The following is a 23436-nucleotide window of genomic DNA, read 5'->3' on the forward strand; positions in this document are numbered from 1 at the left end:
CCAACGCCGGACGAGGATGTTCGGCGCGCGGTGTTATAGACGCGTCGTGCCCGCGATGGAGGGCCTTGCCGAGGAGTTCCGCATGCCAAAGGCCCCTGCCCCGCAGAACCCGTCCGACGCGCGCTCGGAGGACGCCGTTCGCGCGGCCATCGTCTCGGCCATGGTCGACCTCCTGCGTCTGGGCCTGAGTCAGGGCACCTCGGGCAACGTCTCCGCGCGGTTCGGAAACGGCTTCCTGGTCACGCCCTCGGGCATTCCCGCCGAGGAGCTGCGCCCCGAGGACATCGTCGCCATGTCGTGGGACGGCGGCTTCACGCATGCCCTGAGCCCGTCCTCCGAATGGCGGTTCCATCGCGACATCCTGGCGGCGCGACCGGAATTCGGCGCGGTGGTTCATGCCCATCCGACGTATTGCACGGCCTTCGCGATCTGTGGTCGCGAGATCCCGGCCGTCCACTACATGATCGCCGCGGCGGGAGGCCCGACGATCCGCTGCGCCCCCTACGCGCCCTACGGGACCGAGGCACTCTCGAAGGCCGCCCTGGTCGCCCTCGAAGGGCGCGCCGGCTGCCTTCTCGCCAACCACGGCATGATCGCCGCCGGTTCCGACCTGCGCAAAGCGCTGTGGCTGGCGGTGGAGATGGAAGCCCTGTGCCGCCAATATGCCGCCGCCCTGCAAGTCGGCGCCCCCCTGATCCTGAGCGATGACGAGATCCGGCGCACCGTCGAGCGCTTCAGGTCCTATGGACCGCGCGAGGCCGCAAACAACGCAGGTTGATTTTTCCCCATCGAGAACCACAACCCTGCATCGCAGGGGCTGCGAAAGCGCCAGCGCTCCAGTGCTTGAGTGGTTTTTCAGCGACACGCCCTCTGGAAAACCCTTCGCACGTGGGACGGAGATCTGCCGGCACCTGAAACCGTGATTTCACACGTCGTAATTTTTGACCCGATCGAGATCAAAACAGATCAATCCTCGCTCTTCGCGGCGGGACACGGGGTGCGACAAGCAAGCATGAACTAAAGACTCATTTCTGAGCCTATTGCGTCCACTTACCTGAATTTATACCTATTTTAATATGAATTTCCTAGATCAGGCTATAAAAGTTTCGCCGCCAATCGTCGCCCCTCCTTTTTTTATAAGAACCGCTTCCGCCCTCTTTGAATGCAGACAGCTCTTTTGATACGTTCTGGCTCATTTTCCAACGAAGACCAAGACTGTCGAGAGGAACACTACTCTGCGCTTGCACTTTTCTTTGTGACATCATAGTAGGCGGTAAGTCATGATCACGAGATCGGCGGCGAACTGCTTAAGGAGCGTTCCCACGGCCAACGGCACATGATCCATTTACAACCAGGAGCATAGCATGAGAGCAGACGGCGAGATTCTTCCGGACTTCATCGAGTTGGCCGCAGACATTGTTTCGGCGTTCGTGAGCAACAATTCGGTTCCGATCGCGGACCTTCCGGCCCTAATCAACTCGGTTCACTCGACCCTGGGCAAGCTGAGCCACTCCACGGTCGAGGAGAAGTCGGAACCTCTGACACCCGCTGTCTCGATCAAGCGCTCGATCACACCTGATTACATCGTCTGCCTGGAAGATGGGAAGAAGTTCAAGTCGCTCAAGCGTCATCTTCGGACGCGCTACGACATGACGCCCGAGCAGTATCGCACCAAGTGGAACCTTGCGAGCGACTATCCGATGGTCGCACCGAACTATGCGGCCGCCCGCTCCGAACTCGCCAAGAACATGGGTCTCGGCCAGCAGCGCCGGAAGCAGGACAGCATCACGGCCGAGCCCGAGGTCAAGACTGCCTCCGCGCCGCGCGGCCGCCGTCCGAAGGTGGCGGCGCAGGGCTGACACCGGGCACGGTCTCCCGGAATCGGACATCATGGGGCGCGGATGAGGTTCCTCATGGAACCGCATCCGCGCCCTCGCGGCTGGCGAGGCATCCGCCGACAGGACATCGACGGCGATCGCGGCGCGCGACCCCGGTCGCCGTCCCGTTGTCCACAGCTTACACCCGCTGTGTCGGACACGAAGATCCGATCCCGTGATCGCGGCATTCGGCGAGATCTCAGGAGAGATTTGAAGTACACGAGGCCGATCTCGGCCGGGATTCCGAGACCGAACCGCATGGACGCGATGCGGAGCGTCCCGGACGGCGCGGCGATACCGGCCCCCGCGTTAGAGATCACGCAACGCTCGGATGCCACGGTCCTTCCGAACCGTGCCGCCCATTATTCCTGTCCGGGACGATGGCGGCCCCTTCTGGAGACGGGCAGAACCGCATGGCAGATGCATCGCGCCTCGTGGCGCGCCTGTTCTGGACCACCGTGATCGGGGGCGGCTTCGCCTTCTGGTTCGGCGCGCCCGCCGCGGCCGTCACGGGTCTCGTTCTCGCCGGCCTGCTGGTCCACCGCCTCGATCGGCCGCGCCGGATCCGCCGCGCGATCCGTGCCGTCGCCCGACGCCATGCCCGCATCCTCGCTCTGCGGCGACGCCAGGAATGCTTCGTCGATGCTTACGGGAACCTGATCTCGGATGGCTGGGAGCGCGAGCGCGCCTATTTCGCCGAGCGTACGGTGATCCCGCACCTGGAGGCGCGAGGATTCGGCGATATCGGAGACGCGCTGTGGGAGGACATCCTCGCCATCGTGGAGCAGGTCGCTGTCGGCGTCGATCTCCCCGATGAGAGCGATGCGCCGGAAGACGGGATCGCCTACGAGCGCTACTGCGCGACCCTGCTCCGGAACACCGGCTGGCTGGCGCGGGCGACGCAGGCCAGCGGAGATCAGGGCGCCGACATCATCGCCGAACAGGCCGGCGTTCGGCTGGTGGTCCAGTGCAAGCGCTATGCGAAGCCCGTCGGCAACGGCGCGGTGCAGGAAATCGTGGCCGCGACGCAGTATTGGTCGGCCGACATGGCGGCGGTCGTCTCGAATGCCGGGTTCACGCCCGCCGCCCGCAAGCTCGCGGCGGCGACGGGTGTTCTGCTGTTGCATCACGACGATCTCGCCGCCCTTCGACCCACCCGCGTGGTCGACGCCCGCAAGCCGGCGCGCGCGCCGAAGGCGTCATCCTTCGCCGAGCGCTAACCAGCGATGCCCCTGATGGGCGAGCAGCGCTTCGGCGCCGGCCGGACCGGCGCTGCCGGCGGCGTACGGCTCCACCGGCGCATCGGCCCAGGCCTCGAGGACCGGATCGACCGCCGCCCAGGCCGACTCGATGCTGTCGGCTCGCTGGAACAGGGTCGCGTCGCCGATCATGCAATCGTAGAGTAGGGTCTCGTAGCCGACGCTCGGCGTCTCGTGGAAGAAGTCGCCATAGTCGAACGCGGCGGTGACCTGACCGAGATCCATGCGCGGGCCCGGACGCTTGGCGTTCATGGCGATGTCGAGTCCCTGCTCGGGGTCGATCCGGAAGCGTAAGGTGTCGGGCGCCACCGCCGTGCCGGTTCCGGCGAACGGTGACTGGGCCGGCGGCTTGATGTGGAGCACGATCTCGGTGACCCGGCCCGCCATGCGCTTGCCCGTGCGCAGGTAGAACGGCACGACGTCCCACCGGGGATTGTCGATGCTGAGCTTCAGGGCGACGTAGGTCTCGGTGCGGGAATCCTTGGCGACGTTCGGCTCTTCGCGATAGCCCGGAACGGCATGGCCGTGCTCCTGGCCCGCCGCGTATTGGCCGCGCACGGCGTCCTTGGGTTGGATCGGCCGCACGGCCTGGATCAGGCGGGCCTTCTCGTCGCGCACGGCCTCGGCATCGAGGGTCGCGGGCGCCTCCATCGCCACCATGCAGAGGAGTTGGAACAGGTGGTTCGGCACCATGTCGCGGAGCGCGCCGGTCGGCTCGTAGAACGCGCCGCGCGCTTCCACGCCGATGGTTTCGGCCGCGCTGATCTCGACGTGATCGATGTGGTCCCGATGCCAGACCGGGCCGAGCAGGCCGTTGGCGAAGCGGATCGCCAGGATGCTTTGAACGGTCTCCTTGCCGAGAAAGTGGTCGATGCGGAAGAACTGGTTCTCGCCGCCCTGCTTCAGGATGCGGGCATTGAGGGCACGGGCGGAATCGAGGTCGCTGCCGAACGGCTTCTCGATGACGACGCGGCGGAAGGCCCCGTCGCTCTCCTTCAGCAACCCGGCTTCACCCAGGGCGTCGACGATGGGGCCGAAGAAGCGGGCCGAGACGGCGAGGTAGAAGATCACGTTGCCGGTCAGCGCGCCCGCGAGCCCCGAAAAGGTCTCGGGTGCGGCGAAGTCGCCCTGACGGAAGCTCAGACGCTCGCGGATGAAGCCCCAGGCCTTCGGATCGATCCGAGTGGGGTGAAACTCCGAGGTCCGGTCGGTGGTGAAGGATTGCATCGTGTCGGACAGGTCCTGGCGCCAGCCCGCGTCGGTGTTGGGGTTGTGGTCGACGCCGACGATGCGGAAGGAGTCGTCGAGAAGCGCGCCCAGGGCGAGGTTGTAGAGGGCCGGCATCAGCAGGCGCTTGGTCAGATCACCGCCGGCTCCGAAGATCACCAGGGTGCAGGCCGGCGCCTTGGTGATCGGCGCTTTGGCGATGGCCTTGCCGGGTTCGGAAACCTTCGGGTCGGAACTCTGATCCATGGCGCGATGGCCTCCACTCACGGGTGCCGCACGACGTGTCGGCGAAATCCGCTCGTCAACCGGCGGCGTTCGGCGTCGTTCCGGCCAAGGTCGTGACAGATCGCACGCCGTGCCCTGCCGTGGAGCCTCACTCGTCGGTGCGGACGGCCTGGCCGGAATCGACCGGCAGGCGGGTCTCCTTGAGCGCCTCGCCGCTGGGCAGGCTGCGTACGTCCCAGCCGCCGCCCAGGGCCCGGATCAGCGACACGGCCGTGGTGAAGCGGTTGAGGCGCACCTGCAGGGCGACGACCTCGTTGTTCAGGGCGAGCGCCTGGGCGGTGACCACGGTGGTGAAGTTCTGCGTGCCGGCCCGGTACTCGTTGAGGGTGATCTCGACCGCCCGGCGCGCCGAGGCCACCGCCTCGTCCTGCGCGGTCTGCTGGCGGGCCAGGATGCGCACGCCCGCCAATCCGTTCTCGACCTCGGAGAAGGCGGTGAGCACGGTCTGGCGATAGTTCGCCACGCTGGCATCGTAGGCGGCGCGGGTGATGCGCAGGGCCGCCGCGCGGGCGCCGCCGTCGTAGAACACCTCGGACCCGGCGGCCGCCACCGACCAGACCTGATTGACCGCCGAGAACAGGCCGTTGGCCGGGTTGCCCGAGATGCCGCCGGACGCCGAGAGGGTCACGGTGGGGTAGAACGCCGCCACGGCGACGCCGATCTGCTCACTCTGCGCCTGGACGTTGCGCTCGGCCTGGGCGACGTCGGGACGCCGCTCGAGCAGCGTCGAGGGAATGCCCACCGGCACCGCCGGGGGCCTGGCGGCGAGGGGCGCCACGGGCAGGCTCAGTTCCGAGGGCGGCCGGCCGACGAGGAGCGCGATGGCGTGCTCGAAGGTCGCGCGCTGCAGGCCGACCGCGATGGCCTGGGCCTGGGTCGTCTGAAGCTGGGCCTGGGCCGTGATCACGTCCGAGCGGGCGGCCACCCCGGCATTGTACTGGTTCTCGGTGATCGCGAGGCTCTTCTTGTAGCCCTCGATGTTCTCGTTCAGCACCCGCTGGAGCGAATCCTGGTAGCGCAGCGTCAGGTAGTTCGTCGCCACCTCGGCCTGGAGCGTCAGGCGCACCAGGGCGAGTTCGGCGGCACTGGCCTGCGCGGTGGCGACCTCGCTCTCGATGTTGCGGCGAATGCGGCCGAACAGGTCGAGTTCCCAGGTCGCCTGCCCCTGAAGGGAGACGTTGGTGCGCTCGATGCCCAGCGAGCGCGAGCGCGAGATACTGGGCGCGCCCGTCACCATGGGGAACAGGGCGGCCCGTGCCTGGGCGACGAAGCCGCGCGCCTGCTCGTAGGCCGCCACCTGCGCGCGCAGGCTCTGGTTATCGACATCGACGAGGCGGATCAGCCGGTCGAGGGCGGGGTCGCGGAACACGCGCCACCAGTCGCCGCGCTCGGCCCCGTCGTTCGGCGCGGCCGGGCGCCAGCCCTTGCGGCTCGCCACGTAAGCCGCGCTGTCCTCGCGGGTCCCACCCTCCTTGAACGCCATCGGCGTCTCCACGGAGGGGCGGGAATAATCCGGCCCGACCATGCAGCCGGAGACCGACGCGGCGAGGGCCACGAGGGCGGCGAGATGCGCCGGGCTCCCTCTCCTGGAAGGAGAGGGAGCCGCGTTCCTTGCGAGTTGGGTTGCGCGCCTTCCCCATGGGGACGTGACGAGCCCGCGCGCGCGGCGATCCCCCGAACCACCCACGCTCATTCGGCCGGGCTCAGCGCGGCGCCCGCGGCCGGCGCGCGGCGGCGCAAACGGTCGAGGTACAGGTAGACGACGGGGGTGGTGTAGAGGGTCAGGATCTGGCTCACGATGAGGCCGCCGACGATGGCGATGCCGAGGGGGCGGCGCAGTTCGGACCCCTCCCCGCCGGCGAGGATGAGGGGCAATGCACCGAGCATCGCGGCGAGCGTTGTCATCATGATCGGGCGGAAGCGCAAGAGGCAGGCCTCGAAGATCGCATCGTGGGGCGAAGCACCGCGCGTGCGCTCGGCGTCGAGGGCGAAGTCGATCATCATGATCGCGTTCTTCTTCACGATGCCGATCAGCAGGAACACCGCGATCAGCGCGATCACGGTGAACTCGGTGCCCGAGACGAGGAGCGCCAGCAGCGCACCGATCCCGGCCGACGGAAGCGTCGAGAGGATCGTGATGGGGTGGACGAAGCTCTCGTAGAGGATTCCGAGGATCGTGTAGACGGCGACCAGCGCGGCCAGGATCAGCAGGGGCTGGCGCGAGGAGGATTCCTGGAAGCTCTTGGCCGCGCCCGCGAACTCACCGTGGATGGTCGCCGGCAGGCGCAGGTCGGTGATGGCCTGGTCGATGGCTGCGGTGGCATCGGAGAGACTCTTGCCGGCCACGAGGTTGAACGAGATCGTGGTGGCCACGAACAGGCCCTGGTGACTGACCTGAACGGGCGCGTTGCCCGTCTCCAGGCGGGCGAAGGCCGAGAGCGGGACCATGGTTTCCTTGGAACTGGAGACCGGCGCGCTCGAACTCGCGCCGCCCTTGCCCCCCGCGATGGCGTTCGCGGCGGCGTTGCGGGCCGAGTCGGTGGCGATGGAGGCCGCGTTCGCATCCGCCGTCGCGGCCGTGCTCGCGGCCGTCGCGGCGCCCGCCACCGTGCCCGCCACCGCGTTGGTGGTGGCCGAGCCCCGCGCCTTGCCGCCCGAGGTCGAGACGTAGAGCATCTTCAGGGTGTCGGGGCTCTGGAGGTAGCGCGGCGCGATCTCCATCACGACGTGGTACTGGTTCAGCGGATTGTAGATCGTCGAGACCTGACGCTGCCCGAAGGCGTCGTAGAGGGTGTTGTCGATCTTGTCCGGCGTCAGGCCGTAGCGGTAGGCGCTGGCCCGGTCGATGACGAGGCGGCTCTCGAGGCCGCCCTCCTGCTGGTCGGAGGTGACGTCGCCGAAGATCGGATTCTTCTGCAGCGCCTGCACGAGTTTCGGTGCGGCGGCGTAGAGTTCCTCCGCCGTGTCGCCCTGGAGGGTGTACTGGTACTGGGCGAAGCTCTGGCGGCCGCCCATGCGCAGATCCTGGCGCGGGAACAGGTAGAGCCGGGCGCCCGCCACCCGCGACAGCTTGGGCCGCAGGCGCGTCATCACGGCCGTGATCGAGTCGCGCTCGCCCCGGGGTTTCAGACCGACGAAGACGTTGGCCGAGTTGGTGCCCCGCCCCCCCGTGAAGCCCACCACGCTGTCGACCGCCGGATCGGCCTGCACGATGGCGGTGGCCTGTTCCAGCTTCTGCCGCATGGCTTGGAACGAGATGCGCTGGTCGGCCTGGATGCCGCCCATCATCTGGCCGGTATCCTGTTCGGGAAAGAAACCCTTCGGGACGATGACGTAGAGGTAGACGTTGAGGCCGACGGTCGCCAGCAGCGTCAGGACCACGAGCCGGCGGTGGCGCATGGCGACGCGCAAGGTCCGCTCGTAGCCCGTCAGCATGCCGTCGAACGCGGCCTCCAGCCCGCGCACGAACACGTTCTGCCGCTCCGAGCCGTGTCCCGCCTCGCGCCGCAGGAGCAACGCGCACATCATCGGCGTGGTCGTCAGCGAGAGCACGAGCGAGATCAGGATCGCCAGGGAGAGGGTGACGGCGAATTCCTGGAACAGGCGGCCGACGATGCCGCCCATGAGCAGGATCGGCAGGAACACCGCCACCAGCGACAGGCTCATGGAGATGACGGTGAAACCGACCTCGCGCGAGCCGAGCAGGGCCGCCTCCACCCGGGGCTTTCCCGCCTCGATGTGGCGCTGGATGTTCTCCAGAACCACGATCGCGTCGTCGACGACGAAGCCCGTGGCGATGATCAGCGCCATCAGGGACAGGATGTCGAGGCTGTAGTCGAGCAGATACATCGCCGAGAAGGTGCCGACGATGGAGATCGGCACGGCCACCGCCGGGATCAGGGTGGCCCGCCACGAGCGCAGGAACAGGAACACCACGAAGACGACGAGCACGACCGCGATGACCAGCGTCTCCTCGGTCTCCGCCAGGGAGGCCCGGATGGTGGCGCTGCGATCGCCCGTGACGCTGAGGTCGATGTCGCCGGGAAGCGCCGCCTTCACCTGGGGGATGGCGGCCTTGAGCCCCTTGATCGTCTCGACGACGTTCGAGCCCGGCTGCTTGTAGATGAACAGGATCACGCCTGTCTTGCCGTTGACGAGGCCGAGGTTGCGCCGGTCCTCGACGGAATCCTCGATGGTGCCCACATCCGTGAGCCGCACGGCGGCGCCATTGCGATAGGCGACGACGAGGTCGCGATAATCGGCGGCCACCCGGCCCTGGTCGTTGGCGTAGAGCTGGTAGCGCTGCGTCTCGGTCTCGATCGCGCCTTTGGGCGAATTCGCGTTGGCCGAGGCGAGCGCCGCGCGGATGCCCTCCAGGCCGATGCCGTAATTGAACAGGGCGGTCGGATCGAGCGCCACCCGCACCGCCGGCAGGGAGGAGCCGCCGATGTCGACGTTCCCCACGCCGGGCAACTGGGACATCTTCTGCTGCACCACCGTGGCGGCGGAATCGTAGAGCTGGCCCGGCGTCAGGGTGTCGGAGGTCAGACCCAGGATCAGGATGGGCGCGTCGGCCGGATTGAACTTGCGGTAGGTCGGGTTCTGGCGGAGCGCCGTCGGCAGGTCGGCCCGCGCGGCGTTGATCGCCGCCTGGACGTCGCGCGCCGCGCCGTCGATGTCGCGGTTCAGGCCGAACATCAGCACGAGGCGCACCGAGCCGAGCGAACTCGTCGAGGTCATCTCGGTGACGTCCGCGATGGCGCCGAGGCGGCGTTCCAGCGGCGCGGCGACGGTGGTGGCCATGGTCTCGGGCGAGGCGCCGGCCATCTGCGCCTGGACCAGGATGACGGGAAAATCCACCTGCGGCAGCGGCGCCACCGGCAGCTTCATGAAGGCGAAGATGCCCGCCAGCAGCACCCCGATGGTGAGCAAGGTGGTGGCCACGGGCCGCCGGATGAACGGCTCGGAGACGTTCACGGCAGTGCCTCGACGCTGCCCGCGCCGCCCGCGCGCCGGCCCGAGAAGCGGCGCTCCAGGCGATCGAAGGCGAGGTAGATCACCGGCGTGGTGAACAGGGTCAGGACCTGGCTGACGATGAGGCCGCCCGCGATGACGATGCCGAGCGGCTGACGCAGTTCCGAGCCGACGCCGGTGCCGACGATGAGGGGCACCGCCGCGAACAGGGCCGCCAGCGTCGTCATCAGGATCGGCCGGAAACGCAGGATGCAGGCCTCGTAGATCGCGTCGCGGGGGCTCATGCCCTCCTCGCGCTCGGCCTGGAGCGCGAAGTCGATCATCATGATCGCGTTCTTCTTCACGATGCCGATGAGCAGCACGATGCCGATGATGGCGATGATGTCGAGGGACAGGCCGAACAGCATCAGGCCGATCAGCGCCCCGATACCGGCCGAGGGCAGCGTCGACAGGATCGTGATGGGGTGGATGAAGCTCTCGTAGAGCACGCCGAGCACGATGTAGACGGTCACGATGGCGGCGAGCACCAGGAAGAGCTGGTTCGAGAGCGCGGATTCGAAGGCGAAGACCGAGCCCTGGGGCACCACGCGGAAGCTCGCGGGCAGGTCGATGGACTTGCGCGCAGCCTCCACCGCCGCGACCGCGTCGCCAAGCGCCGCGCCGGGCGCGAGGTTGAACGAGACGGTGGTCGCCGGAAACTGCCCGAGATGGCTGATCAGCAGCGGCGCCCGCCGCTCGCTGACGCGGGCCACCGCCGAGAGCGGCACCTGTCCCGAGGCCACGGTGGAGGACGGCAGGTAGATGTGATCGAGGCTGTCGATGGTCTTGTGCAGATCGGGATCCGCCTCGAGGATGACGCGGTACTGGTTCGACTGGGTGAAGATCGTCGAGATGATGCGCTGGCCGAACGCATCGTAGAGCGCGTTGTCGACGGTCGCCGGGGTGATGCCGTAGCGGCCGGCGGTGGGCCGGTCGATGGTGATGTAGGCCGCCAATCCGCTGGCCTGGAGGTCGCTCGCGACATCCATCAGCAGCGGCGAAGCCTGGAGCGCCCGCACGAAGCGCGGCACCCAGGTCTCGAACTCCTGCAGGTTCGGGTTCTCCAGGATGACCTGGTACTGGGTGGCGCTCACCGCCGTGTCGATGGTGAGGTCCTGCACGGATTGCAGGTAGAGGCGGATGCCCGCCACGCCGGTGGTGGCCGCCTTGATCCGCTCGATGATCTCGGGCGCGCGGGCCGTGCGCGCCTCGTGCGGCTTCAGGTTGATGAGGAAGCGGCCGGAATTCAGGGTCACGTTCTGGCCGTCGACGCCGATGAAGGAGGACAGGCTCTGCACGTCCGGGTCCTTCAGCACGATGGCGGCGAGCTTCTGCTGGCGCTCGGCCATGGCGGCGTAGGAGACGGTCTGGTCGGCCTGGGTCACGCCCTGGATCACGCCGGTGTCCTGCACGGGGAAGAACCCCTTGGGGATCACCACGAACAGGTAGGCGGTGAGCGCGATCGTGCCGAGGGTGACGAGGAGCGTCAGCCCCTGGTGGCGCAGCACCACCCGCAGCATTCGGCCGTAGCCCGCGATGATGCCGTCCATGGAGCGCCGCGCGCCGCGCGCGATGAAGCCTTCCCGGCGATCCGCCGCCTCGGGGACGTGGGGCTTCAGGAGGCGCGCGCACAGCATTGGCACCAGGGTCAGCGAGACCACCGCCGAGATGACGATGGTGGCCGCCAGGGTGATCGCGAATTCGTGGAACAGGCGCCCGACCACGTCGCCCATGAACAGGAGAGGGATCAGCACGGCGATCAGCGACACGGTGAGCGAGATGATGGTGAAGCCGATCTCGCGGCTGCCCTTCAGCGCGGCCTCCAGCGGAGAATCCCCCTCCTCCACGTGCCGGGCGATGTTCTCGATCACCACGATGGCGTCGTCGACCACGAAGCCGGTGGCGATGGTCAGCGCCATCAGCGACAGGTTGTCGAGGGAGAAGCCGTAGAGATCCATGATCGACAGCGCGCCGATCAGCGACAGCGGCACCGACAGGCTCGGGATCAGCGTGGCCGAGACGCTGCGCAAAAACAGGAAGATCACCAGCACCACGAGTCCGATGGCCAGCGCCAGCTCCACCTGCACGTCGTGGACCGAGGCGCGGATGGTGGTGGTCCGGTCCGTGAGCACGGTCACGCCGATGGCGGCCGGGAGGGTCGCCTGGAGCTGGGGCAGCAGCGCCTTGATCTTGTCGACGGTGGCGATGACGTTGGCGCCGGGCTGGCGCTGGATGTTCAGGATGACGGCCGGCGTCTCGTCCATCCAGGCGCCGAGCTTGGTGTTCTCGGGGCCGTTGACCACGTCCGCCACGTCCGAGAGCCGCACCGGCGCGCCGTTCTTGTAGGCGATGATCGCGTCGTCATAGGCCTTCGGGTCGCGGATCTGGTCGTTGGCGTTGATGGAATAGGACTGCGTCGGCCCGTCGATGGTGCCCTTGGGCGTGTTGACGTTGAGGTTGGTGACCGTGGTGCGCAGGTCGTCGATGTTGAGGCCGTAGGCGGCGAGCGCGCGCGCATTGAAGCGGATGCGCACGGCCGGCCGCTGGCCGCCGCCGGTGCTGACGAGGCCGACGCCCGCCACCTGGGAGATCTTCTGCGCCAGCCGCGTCTCGGCCAGATCCCGCACCTCGGTGAGCGGCAGGGTCTTCGAGGTCAGCGCCAGGGTCAGGATCGGCGCGTCGGCCGGGTTGACCTTGGCGTAGATCGGGGGGGCCGGGAGATCCGAGGGCAACAGGTTGCCGGCCGCGTTGATCGCCGCCTGGACCTGCTGCTCGGCGATGTCGAGGGCGAGATCCAGGCTGAACTGCAGGGTGATGACGGAGGCGCCGGCCGAGCTCTGCGACGTCATCTGGTTGAGGTTGGCAAGCTGCCCGAACTGCCGCTCCAGCGGCGCCGTCACCGCCGAGGTCATCACCTCGGGACTGGCACCCGGATAGAAGGTCTGGATCTGGATCGTCGGGTAATCCACCGACGGCAGCGCCGAGACCGGCAGGTTCAGGTAGGAGACCATGCCGACCAGCAGGATCGCCAGCATGAACAGCGTGGTGGCGACCGGCCGCAGGATGAAGAGGCGGGACGGGTTCATCGGGCCTCCGCGGGCCTCTGCCGGCGGCGCTCGCGCTTCTGACCCTCCGGCGCGTCCGCATCCGCCCTGGTGGCATCGGCCTTCTCGCCCGGCCTGACGGGAGCGGCCGCCGGCAGCGTCTGGCCGTCGCCCGGCGCTCCCGCCTCGCCCGATGCCCGAGCGGTCTTGCCGGCGCCCTCGGTGACCCGCACGGGAGCCCCGTCGCGCAGCCGGTCGGTCCCGTCGACCACCACCCGGTCGCCGATGCCGAGTCCCTCTTTCACCACCGTGCGGGCGCCGTCCGCCTCGCCGAGCTTGATCGGGCGGACCACGACCTTGTCGTCCCCCTCCATCAGGTAGACGTAGGTGCCGGGCGTGCCCCGCAGGATGGCGGCGGTCGGGACGATGGGCGCGTCGCGCACCGTGTCGACGGTGAGCTTGGCGTTGACGAATTGGTTCGGGAACAGCGCGTCGTCCTGGTTCTCGAAGATCGCGCGCAGCTTCACGGTTCCGGTGGTGGTATCGATCTGGTTGTCCACCGTGTCGAGCATGCCCGTGGCGATGGCGGTGACGTCGCCGCGATCGTAGGCCGTGACCGCGAGCTTGGCGCCGGAGCGCATGCGCCGCATCACCCGCGCGACGTCGTCCTCCGGCAGGGTGAAGACCACCGAGATCGGATGGAGCTGCGTCACCACCACGATGCTGGTGGAGGCGGCCGTGATGTAGTTGCCCTGGTCGATCTGGCGCAGGCCGACGCGGCCCTCCACCGGGGAGACGATGCGCGTGTAGGTGATGTTGAGCTTCTGCTGATCGACCAGCGCCTGGTCGGCCGCCACCGTGCCCTCGTTCTGCTTCACGAGAGCCCCTTGCGTGTCGACATTCTGCTTCGAGATCGAATCCTGCTGGGAGAGACGCTGGAAGCGGGCGAGGTCGAGCTTCGAATTCTGCAGCAGCGCCTGGTCGCGCATCAGCTGGCCCTGGTACTGGGCCAGTTGCGCCTCGTAGGGGCGGGAATCGATCTGGGCGAGGAAGTCGCCCTTCTTCACGGTCTGGCCTTCGCGAAAGCCGATCTCGGTGAGGTAGCCGCTGATCTGCGAGCGCACCGTCACGGTGGCGAGCGGCGTCACCGTGCCGAGCCCCGCGAGCACGATCGGCACGTCGCCGGGCACCACGGTGGCGATGCCCACCGCCTGGGGCGGCTCGCCATGTGCGCCGCGCCCGCCCGCGCCCTTGCCCCGGCCATGGGTGGCGGCGGCCTGCGTGTCGGCCTTCGGCGCGAGGTAGAACCGGTATCCGGCATAGCCGGCGCCCGCCAGGACCAGGAGGAGGACGAACCACAGACGCGCACGGCCGCGCCGCCGGACCGGCGGATGGCTCCGCGTATCCCCCGGCACGGCCCCGGGATATTCCCGCGCCGTCTCGGTGCGGATGGGAGAGGTTTCGTTCATGGCCTGACGATCATGACATACGAAAAGAACGTGTCGTGTGAAGAACCGGGCACATCCACGCAACTCGGCGTGGAGACGACGGCACGGCGAGCGGGACAGGGGCCGGCCTCGCTCCGAAGACCAACGAATTCAATCCCCATTCCGCCCACGCTCACAAGGACGCCCTTTCGGTACCTGGGCGCTCCGTTCAGATAGGATCGCGGACATCGTCCCACAGCATCGAGCGGCGTCGCACCCCCGGGATTCGGGGCACGTGAGCCGCGCGGCCTGACGGGGCTTCGTTCACCCGGTCCGAACGCCTGATCGCAGCCGCCGTGCAGCATGGAAGACATCCTGCGGGACCAATGCGACTCCAGTGGGGCCTTCGGGTTTCCCCCGTGTTGCTGTTTGGATCGTTTGACGCCCCGGCGCTCGAATACTCGGGGCGGAGACGCGAAAAAGGCCGCCGCTGGGGGGAGCGACGACCTTTTCTCAAAACGGACCGGAGCGGTGGCGACACATGTACGGAACGAGGGGGCGAAGTCCCGCGCTGGAAACCACCGCTCCAGCCGTGATCCGAACGTTACGTGATGGCTGATGAATGTCAACAATCGTCAGTCGACATCGAAGCGCATCGCCGAAGGCGGGTGCGAGGACGCACATTTCGCAACCGCCGAGGGCTCGTGCTACGCCGTCCCGTGTGCAGCCACCACGCGCTCATCCCCATCAGAACACCATGAATTCCGCTCCATGAACCCTGTCCTCGCCGATCTGCCGACGACCATCTTCACGGTGATGTCGGGCCTCGCCCGGGACCTCGGCGCGATCAATCTCGGACAGGGCTTTCCCGACGATCCGGGGCCGGAGGACGTGCGCCGCAGGGCCGCCGAGGCGGTCCTGCACGGTGACAACCAGTACCCGCCGATGATGGGGCTGCCCGACCTGCGCCGGGCCATCGCCGCGCATTACGCCCATCACCAGGGCCTCGACCTCGATCCGATGGCGGAGGTGATGGTGACCTCGGGGGCCACCGAGGCCATCGCGGCATCCCTGTTCGCCCTGATCGCGCCGGGCGACGAGGTGGTGCTGTTCGCCCCCCTCTACGACGCCTACCTGCCGCTGGTGCGCCGGGCGGGCGGCGTGGCGCGCATCGTGCCCCTTCGGCCACCGCATTTCCGCCTCGACGGCGCGGCCCTGGCGGAGGCCTTCTCGGACCGGACGAAGCTCGTCGTCCTCAACAATCCCCTGAACCCCAGCGCCACGATCTTCGAGCGCGAGGATCTGGCGCTCCTCGCCACCTTCTGCGCCCGGCACGACGTGGTGGCGGTCTGCGACGAGGTCTGGGAGCACGTCGTCTTCGACGGCGCGCGGCACTGCCCGCTGATGGCCCTGCCCGGCATGCGCGACCGCACGGTGAAGATCGGCTCGGCCGGCAAGATCTTCGGCCTCACCGGCTGGAAAGTCGGGTTCGTGATGGCGGCCCCGGCGCTGATGCGGGTCATCGCCAACGCGCACCAGTTCCTCACCTTCACCACGCCCCCGGCCCTGCAGGAGGCGGTGGCCTACGGGCTCGCCAAGGACGACGCGTATTTCGGCGCGATGCGCGCGCGCTTCGCGGCCTCGCGCGACCGCCTGACCCGAGGTCTCGTCGCGCGCGGCTTCCGGGTCCTGCCGTCCTCCGGCACCTATTTCCTCAACGTCGACCTCGCGCCGCTCGGCTGGGAAGACGACGTCGCGTTCTGCGACGCGCTGGTGCGTCGGCACGGGGTCGCCGCGATTCCCATCAGCGCGTTCTATCCGGATGCCTCGGTGCGTCACCTCGTCCGCCTGTGCTTCGCCAAGGCCGACGACGTCCTCGACCGTGCCCTCGACCGGCTCGGCGCCGTCGCCGGACGAGCGGCGTGATGCGCGGCGGCGAGCGGACGGCGCTTGCGCGCGCGTGGGCGCGGGGCCACATCCCGAGCGATGACCACGCCGCGTATTCCCCAAAGGCTGGATTTGCCCCGGAGCCCGACCATGGACTTCACCCGGACCGCCGGTGCCACCACGCCGTTCCGGCCGAAGGCGGACGACCGGGAAGCGACGCTGCTGCGCCTGGAGGCGTTCGCGCACCTGATGGATTCGGCCTTCGTCATCCCGGGCATCAACCGCCGGGTGGGGCTCGACGCGGTGATCGGCCTCGTGCCGGTGGTGGGCGACGTCGCCGGCATGCTGCTCGCCTCCTACATCGTGGTCGAGGCGCGCCGGCTCGGGGCCCCGCGCTGGCTCATCGCCCGGATGGCGATGAACATCGCAGCCGACGGCGCGCTCGGCGCCGTGCCGCTGGCGGGCGACCTGTTCGACGCGGCCTTCAAGGCCAACCGCCGCAACGTCCGGCTGCTGCGGCGCTACCTGGAGCGCCACGGCGGCGTGCGCCCGAACGAGATCGAGGGAACGGCCATCCGCATCGACGGCTGAACCGCCGCGCGGGGAGCGCCCGATGAACGAGATCGCGCGCGCCGACGCGGCGCAGGCCATCGCCCTGCCGCCGCCCACGCGCGGCCTGTCGCCGCTCAACCGGCGGCGGCTCGCCAACTTCCGGCGCAACCGCCTCGGCTACTGGTCGTTCCTGATCTTCGCGGGCCTGTTCGTCCTCAGCCTGTTCGCGGAGTTCATCGCCAACGACCGGCCGCTGGTCGTCTCGTACAAGGGCGAGATCCTGTTCCCGGTCCTGATCGACTATCCGGACGAGAAGTTCGGCGGCTTCTACGCCCGGCCGAACTACCGCTCGGCGGAGACCCGGAAGGAGATCGACGACAACGGCTGGGCGCTCTGGCCGCCGATCCCGTATTCCTACGACACCATCATCGACGGGCTGCCGACTCCCTCCCCCTCGCCCCCGACCTGGATGCTGACGGAGGCGCAGTGCCAGTCGGTCGGCAAGCCCTGCTCGGCGCTCGAGAAGCACTGGCTCGGCACCGACAACACCACCCGCGACGTACTGGCCCGCATCATCTACGGCTTCCGCATCTCGGTGCTGTTCGGATTGATCCTCGCCCTCGTCTCCTCGGCGATCGGCGTCGTCGCGGGGGCGGTGCAGGGCTATTTCGGGGGCTGGGTCGATCTGGCGCTGCAGCGCTTCATCGAGGTCTGGAGCGGAATTCCGACGCTCTACCTCATCATCATCATCTCGGCCTTCATCGAGCCGGGCTTCTTCATCCTGCTCGGAATCCTGCTGCTGTTCTCGTGGGTCTCGCTCGTCGGCGTCGTGCGCGCCGAGTTCCTGCGCGCGCGCAACTTCGAGTATGTCCGCGCCGCCCGCGCCCTGGGGCTCTCGAACATCCGCATCATGAGCCGCCACCTGCTGCCCAACGCCATGGTGGCGACGCTGACCTTCCTGCCCTTCATCCTCAACGGCTCGATCGGGACGCTGACCTCCCTCGATTTCCTCGGCTTCGGCCTGCCGCCGGGCTCGGCCTCCCTCGGCGAGCTGCTGGCGCAGGGCAAGGACAACATCCAGGCCCCCTGGCTCGGCCTCACGGGTTTCTTCGTGGTCGCGGTGATGCTCAGCCTGCTGGTCTTCGCCGGCGAGGCGGTGCGGGACGCCTTCGATCCGCGCAAATCGTTCCGTTGACGCTCGTCCGGGGCCGATCCTCAGAGCGGCCGCTGCGGCCCGCCGTCGAGGAGCCAGCCCTTGGCCCGCAGCAAGAGGGCCGGACGGACGCGGGCGACGTCGTCGCCGTCCACGAGGGGCGACGCCGAGAGCGCCGTGAGGTAGGCCTGCTCGCTCGGGCGGCAGGTCCGCAGGGCGGAATCGGCCGCGATGATCCGGCTCGACAGCGCGACCTGCAGAGTGAAGTTCCGATGGAGGCAGGCGCGCCAGGTGCCGTGCCGGTCGGCGACGCCGGGCTGCTCGGCGCCCGATGCGCAGGGCGCGGACATGAGAGTGGCGAGGAGACAGAGCGCGGGCAAGGCGCGGTCGCGGATCGTCATGGCGAGGCCTCCCGAACCCGGGCACCCTCGCTCGCCTAAGCTCAATCAATCTTGAAGGGTGGAATTGTCCCCAATCCCATTCCGGGACACGGATCCAAATCCGGTCGATCCCTTGGAATGGTGGATTCGAGCCTCACGCAGAGCCGCGCGGGCTCGACGACACGGCGTCCGCTTCGATCGAGCGGATGCCGGATCAGCGGTTCGCCGTGGTGACCGGCGAGGCGGCCCGGCCCAGCGAGACCCAGGCCACGGCCTGCTGGCTCTCACGCTTGATGAAGGTGTAGCCGGTCTGGCGCCACGGCAGGACGGCGCTGGTCTTGTTGTCGAGGATGATGTCGCCCCGATCCGTGATCAGGGTCAGCACCGCGTGGCCCTCGCCCTTCTCGTCGATGACCACGGTCATCCGCATGGCGCGGCGCGGCAACCCGGTCTCGGCCAGCAGCTTGCGCTTGAGGAGCTGGAAGTCCTCGCAATCGCCGGCGCCGTCCTCGGCGAGGTCCCAGCGGTCGGCGACGTTCAGGTGATCCAGGTCGGTGACCGCCCGCAACGACTTGTTCACCCGACGGTTCACCGAGACGATGGTGTTCCAGATGGCCGGCGTCAGGGTGATCTGCATCGGCTCCGCGGTGTCCACGGCGCACTCGGTGGCGTAGCCCTGGCAGAAATCGACCCAGGCGGCGATCGGGCGGGCGGCGGCTCCGGCGACGATGGCGCTGGGCACGGTGGGCAGCGAGGCCAGGGTCTGCGCACCGGCCTCGGGAGCAAGGGTCAGACCCGCCATCAGCGCGACGCCCAGGAGGGCGAGGCGGCGGCCCAGGAGGGCCGAAAGACGCTGGGAAAACAGGTTCTGCATGACCGCCGCTGGTCCCGTTAAGCTTCTGTTAACGAATGTCCCATGGCCGGCGTTGCACGACAATCGGCGGGTTAAGAAAAGGTTAACGGTGTGGATGACGCCCCCTCGCCGCCCGTCGCGCGGGCCGGCCGAAGCCGGGGACGCCGTTCGTCCCGGCGGCGTCCGGCTTGAACCATGCCGCGTTCCGCGGGCCTCTTCGGAGGTCGGCGGCCCCGATCGTGAGGCCGGATCCGCGAAAGCCGAGACGCGGCCCGGTGTCCGGCCGATCCCACCCGCATCCGCCATGGATCGGCGCGCCGGGAGCGTCACGCGGCGATTCCGGGGCAGAGGCCGGACGTCTTCGCGGGTATCGCCGCGACGCGACGAATGGCACCCGCCCCGCTTGCCAGCCTGCGAGGAGGCACCATGTCCGACCGGGAGGGCGCGACGAGATCACGAGGATCGAAACTTGACGACGGACGTAGACCGACCGAACACCCGCACCCACCGCCTCCTGGCGAGCGTCGTTCTCGCCGCCTCGGTGTCCGGGCTGTTTGCCGCCTCCACGCGCGCGCAAGAGCTTCCCTTCATCGACGCGAAGCGCGGCACCCTGCTGATCCACGGCAATTATTGCGGACCGGGCAACCGCAGCCCGCGCCCGCCGATCGACGCCCTGGACGTGGCCTGCATGCATCACGATGCCTGCTCGCCGCCGCGGGGCCAGATCCCGACCTGCGCTTGCAACGATCGCCTGCACCGCGAGGCCGAGGCGGTGTCCCTGGACCCGAACCAGCCCGAGAGCCTGCGCGACACGGCGGGTTTCGTGGCGGACACCGCGATCGCGCTGCCCTGCAGGTAGCGGAGTCGCGCATGCGTCCCGGGGTCCGGTCCCGCCCATGGCGGGGCCGGCCCTTTTCCTTGTGGGTCAGGCCTGCGGCAGGTCCGGCGTGATCCCCAGATTGGCGAGGCCTTCGTCGAGGAGGTCGCCCGCGTTCGGAATGCCGAGGATCTCGTGGGCGGCGCCCTGGCCGGCCGCCTCGCGCTCGCGGGCGAAGCGCACCGCATCGGCCCATTCCTCGGGCTCCATGTCGCCGCGTCCGACGTAGAGGAGGGCCAGGAGGTCGGCCCGCTCGTCGTCGTTGAGGGCGCCGATCATCGCGCGCAACTCCTCCTCGGTGGCGTCGTCCGTGCCCGAGACGAGCACGTCCGTGGCGCCGTCGTCGATGGGGTTCGAGCCGGAATCGGGGTCGGTCGGCCCTTCTTTCACATCGATGGCGCGGACACGCAGGATGATCTCGGTGACCTTGTCGACGGCGATGTCCATGAATGCGTTCCCGTTTCGGCGGCCAACGGCGGCGGCGGCCCTGAGCAGCGACAACGGGCCAGGCCCGATCCGGTTCGCGCCGCCGCGCGCCGGAGCACCGCGATGACACGCTGGATCGGCGGCCTCGACGGTTGTCGCGGCGCCTGGGCGGGCGTGCTCCTCGACCTCGACGACCCGACGCGCCACCGGGCGGGACGCTTTCCCGGCGTCCTCGAATTCCTCGACACGCCGGAAGCGCCGCTCCGGGTCGGGATCGACATCCCGATCGGGTTGGACAGCCACGTCACGGGCGGGGGGCGTGTCGCGGACCGGGCCGCCCGCGCCCGACTCAGACCGGGACGCGCCAGCGTGTTCCCCGTCCCGGCCCGCGCGGCGGTCCATGCGCCGACCTACGAGGCCGCCAAGGCGCTGTCGCGGACGAGCAGCACCCCGCCCTTCGCGCCCTCGATCCAATGCTGGAACATCCTGAGCTACGTTCGCGAGGTCGACGCCCTGCTGCGCGCGCGTCCGGACCTCGCCCTGCGCCTTCACGAGGTCCATCCCGAGGTGGCGTTCCATCGCCTCAACGGCGACCGGACCCTGGCGGCGGGCAAGAAGGGGCCGGCACGCCAGGCGGGATTGGCCGAGCGCCGGACCCTGCTCGCCGCGGCGGGCATCCCGGAGGGCCTGATCGCGGCCCGTCCCACGGGTGTCGGCGCCGATGACCATCTCGACGCGCTGGCCGGCCTCGTCGTCGCCCGTGATCTCCTGGAGGGACGCGCGGTGCCCCTGCCCGATCCGCCGGGCAGGGACGACCTCGGCCTGCCGATCGTGATCTGGATGCCGGCCGCGCCCGTGCGCCCGCGCATGGAGCCACCCCTGGCTCCGGACGATTTCCCTGCTAAAGCGGTGCGTTGAGGCGCAGCCGTGGGATTCGGGATGACAGAGGATCTAGCCGTTCGCGACATTGCCCGGGCCCTCGTCTTCGATCCGGATGACCGCCTGCTCCTCATCGCCTACGAGGCGGTGCGGCCGATCGATCCCGCCCGGCCGGAGGCCCGGACCTTCTGGTTCATGCCCGGCGGCGGGTTGGAGCCCGGCGAGGATCATGTGCAGGCCTGCCGGCGCGAACTCTCCGAGGAGATCGGTGTGGCGGAGGCCGGGATCGGGCCGCAGGTCGCCTCCTGCGACGGCCCGTTCCACCTGTTCAGGACATCGCGCTTCGCCCGCGAGCGCTACTTCGTCGTCCGCCTGCCCGACGCGACGGTGGATACGAGCCGTCTCGCCGAGACCGAGGACAACCCGGTGCTCGGCACCCGCTGGTGGACGCTCGATGAACTCGCGGCCACGGACGAGCGGATCGAGCCGGCGGGCCTCGCCCAACTCGCCCGCGCCATCGTCGACGGGACGATTCCCGCCTCGCCGGTCGTCCTCGAGTGGCAACAGACCCCGCTTGGCACGCCGCATGATGGCAAGCCCTTCCCGGACGCCAAGCCTTCCAGTGACGCCAAGCCCTCCCCCGACGCCAAGCCTTCCGTCGACACGCCCCACGAGGATTTCCGCATGTTCCCCGAGACGCTCAAGGCCGGCTATCGCTCGTTCATCGACGGGCGGCTTCCCGACGAGGCCAAGCGCTACGCCAAGCTGGCCACGGGCCAGAACCCGGAAGTGCTGATGATCAGCTGCTGCGACAGCCGCGTCTCCCCCGAGGTCATCTTCGATACCGGGCCGGGCGAACTCTTCGTCATCCGCAACGTCGCCAACATCGTGCCCCCTTACGAGACCGGAGGCGATTATCACGGCACCTCGGCGGCGATCGAGTTCGCGGTGCAGGGCCTGGAGGTCAAGCACATCGTGGTGCTCGGCCATGCCAGCTGCGGCGGCATCAAGGCCTACGCCAACCCTTCGGCGCCGCTCTCGAAGGGCAACTTCATCGGCAAGTGGGTGTCCCTGGTCGAGCCCGCCGCCGCCAAGGCGGGTGAGCAGAGCGGGCCGGATTACCTGACGCGCCTGGAATACGCGATGGTCGAGCAGAGCCTCGAGAACCTGATGACCTTCCCGTTCGTGCGCAATCGCGTGATGAGCGGCCGCCTCGCCCTGCACGGCGCTCATTTCGGCATCGCGCGCGGCGAGTTGCTGCTGCGCGATCCCGACACGGGCGTGTTCAGCCCGGCGGTCGACCACGAAGGGCGCCGCCTCGGCCCGACCTCGATGATCGGCTGCTTCAAGGAGTGATGGCACCCATCTGAGGGAGCCGAAATCCGCTTTCCCTTCGAGAGGGTGGTCCGAACGCGACAGGACGCCGAGCCTGCCAGCCCGACGTCCTGTCTCTTATTCCGCACCGGGCCCGAGGAAGCCCGGCGACCCGTTGCATGCCTCAGCGGGCGCCGGGCAGGCGCTGCGCCATCTGGTAGTGGGACTGCAGCACCGGGAGGGCCTGCTCGGCATGCGCGCGCAGGGCCGGGTTCGGGCCGGAGGCCGCGTAGGAGCGGAACATGCCGATCGTCATCTCGTGCGACTGGACCTGCATGCGACCGTAGAGGCGATCGAAGCGCGGGCCGGCGGGGGTCTGCGACAGCTCGGCGAGCATCGCCTGCTGCTGCGGGTTCGGCTCGATGATCGTCGTGCCGGCCGTGGTGTCCACGTCGCCACGGAAGGCGCGGCTGCCGGTCTCGGCACCACGTGCCGCACCGCTGCCGATGCCCTCGACACCCGCGACCGGGCCGCCGCTCAGGGTTCCACCGACGACACCCGCCGCGGCGCCCGTGGCCGCACCCACGGCGCCACCGGCGACCGCGAGCGGTGCCGTGATCAGGCCGCCGACCCCCTCGCTGCCGCGAACGGCCGCGTAGTTGCCCGCGCCGCCGGCCAGGGCCACGTTCGCGGCGCGGTGATCACGGATGGCCTCGCGGGCGAAGCGCAGCACCTGCGGGTTGCGGCTCTTGTCGAGGGCGATCTGGCTCGACTGAATCTCGAAGGCGTTCGCCTGCATGGCCTCCATGCGGAAGTCGCCCGGCATGCCCTGCGCAAAGGCGGGGGCTGCGAGGGCAGCCATCACGGCGGTCACGGCAAAGGTTTTCTTGATCATGAGATCCTCGAATTCGAATAACTCGCGTGGCATACGGGGCCGCGAGGCTAATCCGCCTCGAAAACAACGTCGACCCGCCACGATCGCG

18 protein-coding genes and 1 pseudogene are annotated in these 23436 nt (G+C 68.8%); 10 read left to right on the top strand and 9 right to left on the bottom strand.

From position 1 onward, the window contains the following. Positions 1-82: 82 nt before the first annotated feature. The 3 genes from MKK54_RS21485 to MKK54_RS21495 all read left to right on the top strand — a co-directional run bounded on the left by MKK54_RS21485 (position 83) and on the right by MKK54_RS21495 (position 3097). Entirely contained in the window at positions 83-778 is a 696-nt protein-coding gene (locus tag MKK54_RS21485; RefSeq protein WP_244014041.1) for a class II aldolase/adducin family protein, read from the top strand. Between the two features lie 586 nt (positions 779-1364). After that, positions 1365-1859 (top strand): MucR family transcriptional regulator, encoded by a 495-nt coding sequence (locus MKK54_RS21490; RefSeq protein ID WP_244014044.1) that lies wholly within the window; start codon positions 1365-1367, stop codon positions 1857-1859. Between the two features lie 431 nt (positions 1860-2290). Further along, a complete protein-coding gene (locus MKK54_RS21495) occupies positions 2291-3097 on the top strand; it encodes a restriction endonuclease (RefSeq protein WP_244014046.1) in 807 nt (268 codons plus the stop codon). On the opposite strand, the gene zwf is transcribed toward MKK54_RS21495, so the two are convergent. From zwf to MKK54_RS21520, 5 genes are all read right to left on the bottom strand, one after another. Further along, on the bottom strand, positions 3077-4609 hold the full coding sequence (zwf, locus tag MKK54_RS21500) for a glucose-6-phosphate dehydrogenase (protein ID WP_244014048.1): 1533 nt from the start codon (positions 4607-4609) through the stop codon (positions 3077-3079). The genes MKK54_RS21495 and zwf overlap by 21 nt on opposite strands. Positions 4610-4736: 127 nt before the next feature. After that, positions 4737-6203 (bottom strand): efflux transporter outer membrane subunit, encoded by a 1467-nt coding sequence (locus MKK54_RS21505; protein WP_313898408.1) that lies wholly within the window; start codon positions 6201-6203, stop codon positions 4737-4739. A gap of 134 nt (positions 6204-6337) precedes the next feature. After that, positions 6338-9625, bottom strand: a complete 3288-nt coding sequence (locus tag MKK54_RS21510; RefSeq protein WP_244014050.1) for an efflux RND transporter permease subunit — start codon at positions 9623-9625, stop codon at positions 6338-6340. Further along, positions 9622-12747 (bottom strand): MdtB/MuxB family multidrug efflux RND transporter permease subunit, encoded by a 3126-nt coding sequence (locus MKK54_RS21515; protein ID WP_244014052.1) that lies wholly within the window; start codon positions 12745-12747, stop codon positions 9622-9624. The genes MKK54_RS21510 and MKK54_RS21515 overlap by 4 nt, the downstream gene beginning before the upstream one ends. Then, complete coding sequence (locus MKK54_RS21520; RefSeq protein WP_244014054.1) at positions 12744-14174, bottom strand: MdtA/MuxA family multidrug efflux RND transporter periplasmic adaptor subunit; 1431 nt, start codon at positions 14172-14174, stop codon at positions 12744-12746. The genes MKK54_RS21515 and MKK54_RS21520 overlap by 4 nt, the downstream gene beginning before the upstream one ends. Before the next feature lie 729 nt (positions 14175-14903). Here MKK54_RS21520 and MKK54_RS21525 point away from each other — a divergent pair. From MKK54_RS21525 to MKK54_RS21535, 3 genes are all read left to right on the top strand, one after another. Next, entirely contained in the window at positions 14904-16058 is a 1155-nt protein-coding gene (locus MKK54_RS21525) for an aminotransferase (RefSeq protein WP_244014056.1), read from the top strand. A 111-nt stretch (positions 16059-16169) separates the two neighbouring features. After that, on the top strand, positions 16170-16610 hold the full coding sequence (locus MKK54_RS21530) for a DUF4112 domain-containing protein (protein WP_244014058.1): 441 nt from the start codon (positions 16170-16172) through the stop codon (positions 16608-16610). Positions 16611-16632: 22 nt separating this feature from the next. Further along, positions 16633-17766 carry an ABC transporter permease gene (locus MKK54_RS21535; RefSeq protein ID WP_244014060.1) on the top strand — a complete coding sequence of 378 codons (1134 nt, stop codon included), beginning with the start codon at positions 16633-16635 and terminating at the stop codon, positions 17764-17766. A gap of 20 nt (positions 17767-17786) precedes the next feature. Here the strand turns inward: MKK54_RS21535 and MKK54_RS21540 are convergent, their stop codons facing one another. Both MKK54_RS21540 and MKK54_RS21545 read right to left on the bottom strand, forming a co-directional pair. Further along, positions 17787-18125, bottom strand: coding sequence for a hypothetical protein (locus tag MKK54_RS21540; RefSeq protein ID WP_244014062.1), 339 nt, complete (start codon positions 18123-18125; stop codon positions 17787-17789). A 193-nt stretch (positions 18126-18318) separates the two neighbouring features. Beyond that, complete coding sequence (locus tag MKK54_RS21545; protein ID WP_244014640.1) at positions 18319-18906, bottom strand: transglutaminase-like cysteine peptidase; 588 nt, start codon at positions 18904-18906, stop codon at positions 18319-18321. Positions 18907-19426: 520 nt separating this feature from the next. Here MKK54_RS21545 and MKK54_RS21550 point away from each other — a divergent pair. Next, complete coding sequence (locus MKK54_RS21550; protein ID WP_244014064.1) at positions 19427-19816, top strand: hypothetical protein; 390 nt, start codon at positions 19427-19429, stop codon at positions 19814-19816. A 66-nt stretch (positions 19817-19882) separates the two neighbouring features. On the opposite strand, the gene MKK54_RS21555 is transcribed toward MKK54_RS21550, so the two are convergent. Continuing rightward, complete coding sequence (locus MKK54_RS21555; RefSeq protein ID WP_244014066.1) at positions 19883-20281, bottom strand: DUF3775 domain-containing protein; 399 nt, start codon at positions 20279-20281, stop codon at positions 19883-19885. A gap of 102 nt (positions 20282-20383) precedes the next feature. On the opposite strand from MKK54_RS21555, the gene MKK54_RS21560 reads away from it, so the two are divergent. The 3 genes and pseudogenes from MKK54_RS21560 (at position 20384) to MKK54_RS21570 (ending at position 22495) form a co-directional block, all read left to right on the top strand. Further along, entirely contained in the window at positions 20384-21178 is a 795-nt protein-coding gene (locus MKK54_RS21560) for a DUF429 domain-containing protein (protein WP_244014068.1), read from the top strand. Between the two features lie 21 nt (positions 21179-21199). Further along, positions 21200-21703: pseudogene (locus MKK54_RS21565) on the top strand (NUDIX hydrolase); the annotation flags it as partial. A 120-nt stretch (positions 21704-21823) separates the two neighbouring features. Continuing rightward, complete coding sequence (locus MKK54_RS21570) at positions 21824-22495, top strand: carbonic anhydrase (RefSeq protein WP_244014642.1); 672 nt, start codon at positions 21824-21826, stop codon at positions 22493-22495. Positions 22496-22637: 142 nt separating this feature from the next. Here the strand turns inward: MKK54_RS21570 and MKK54_RS21575 are convergent, their stop codons facing one another. Next, complete coding sequence (locus tag MKK54_RS21575) at positions 22638-23348, bottom strand: DUF4142 domain-containing protein (RefSeq protein WP_244014070.1); 711 nt, start codon at positions 23346-23348, stop codon at positions 22638-22640. Between the last annotated feature and the right edge of the window lie 88 nt (positions 23349-23436).

The sequence above is a fragment of the Methylobacterium sp. J-068 genome, from assembly GCF_022829445.1.
Classification (GTDB): domain Bacteria; phylum Pseudomonadota; class Alphaproteobacteria; order Rhizobiales; family Beijerinckiaceae; genus Methylobacterium.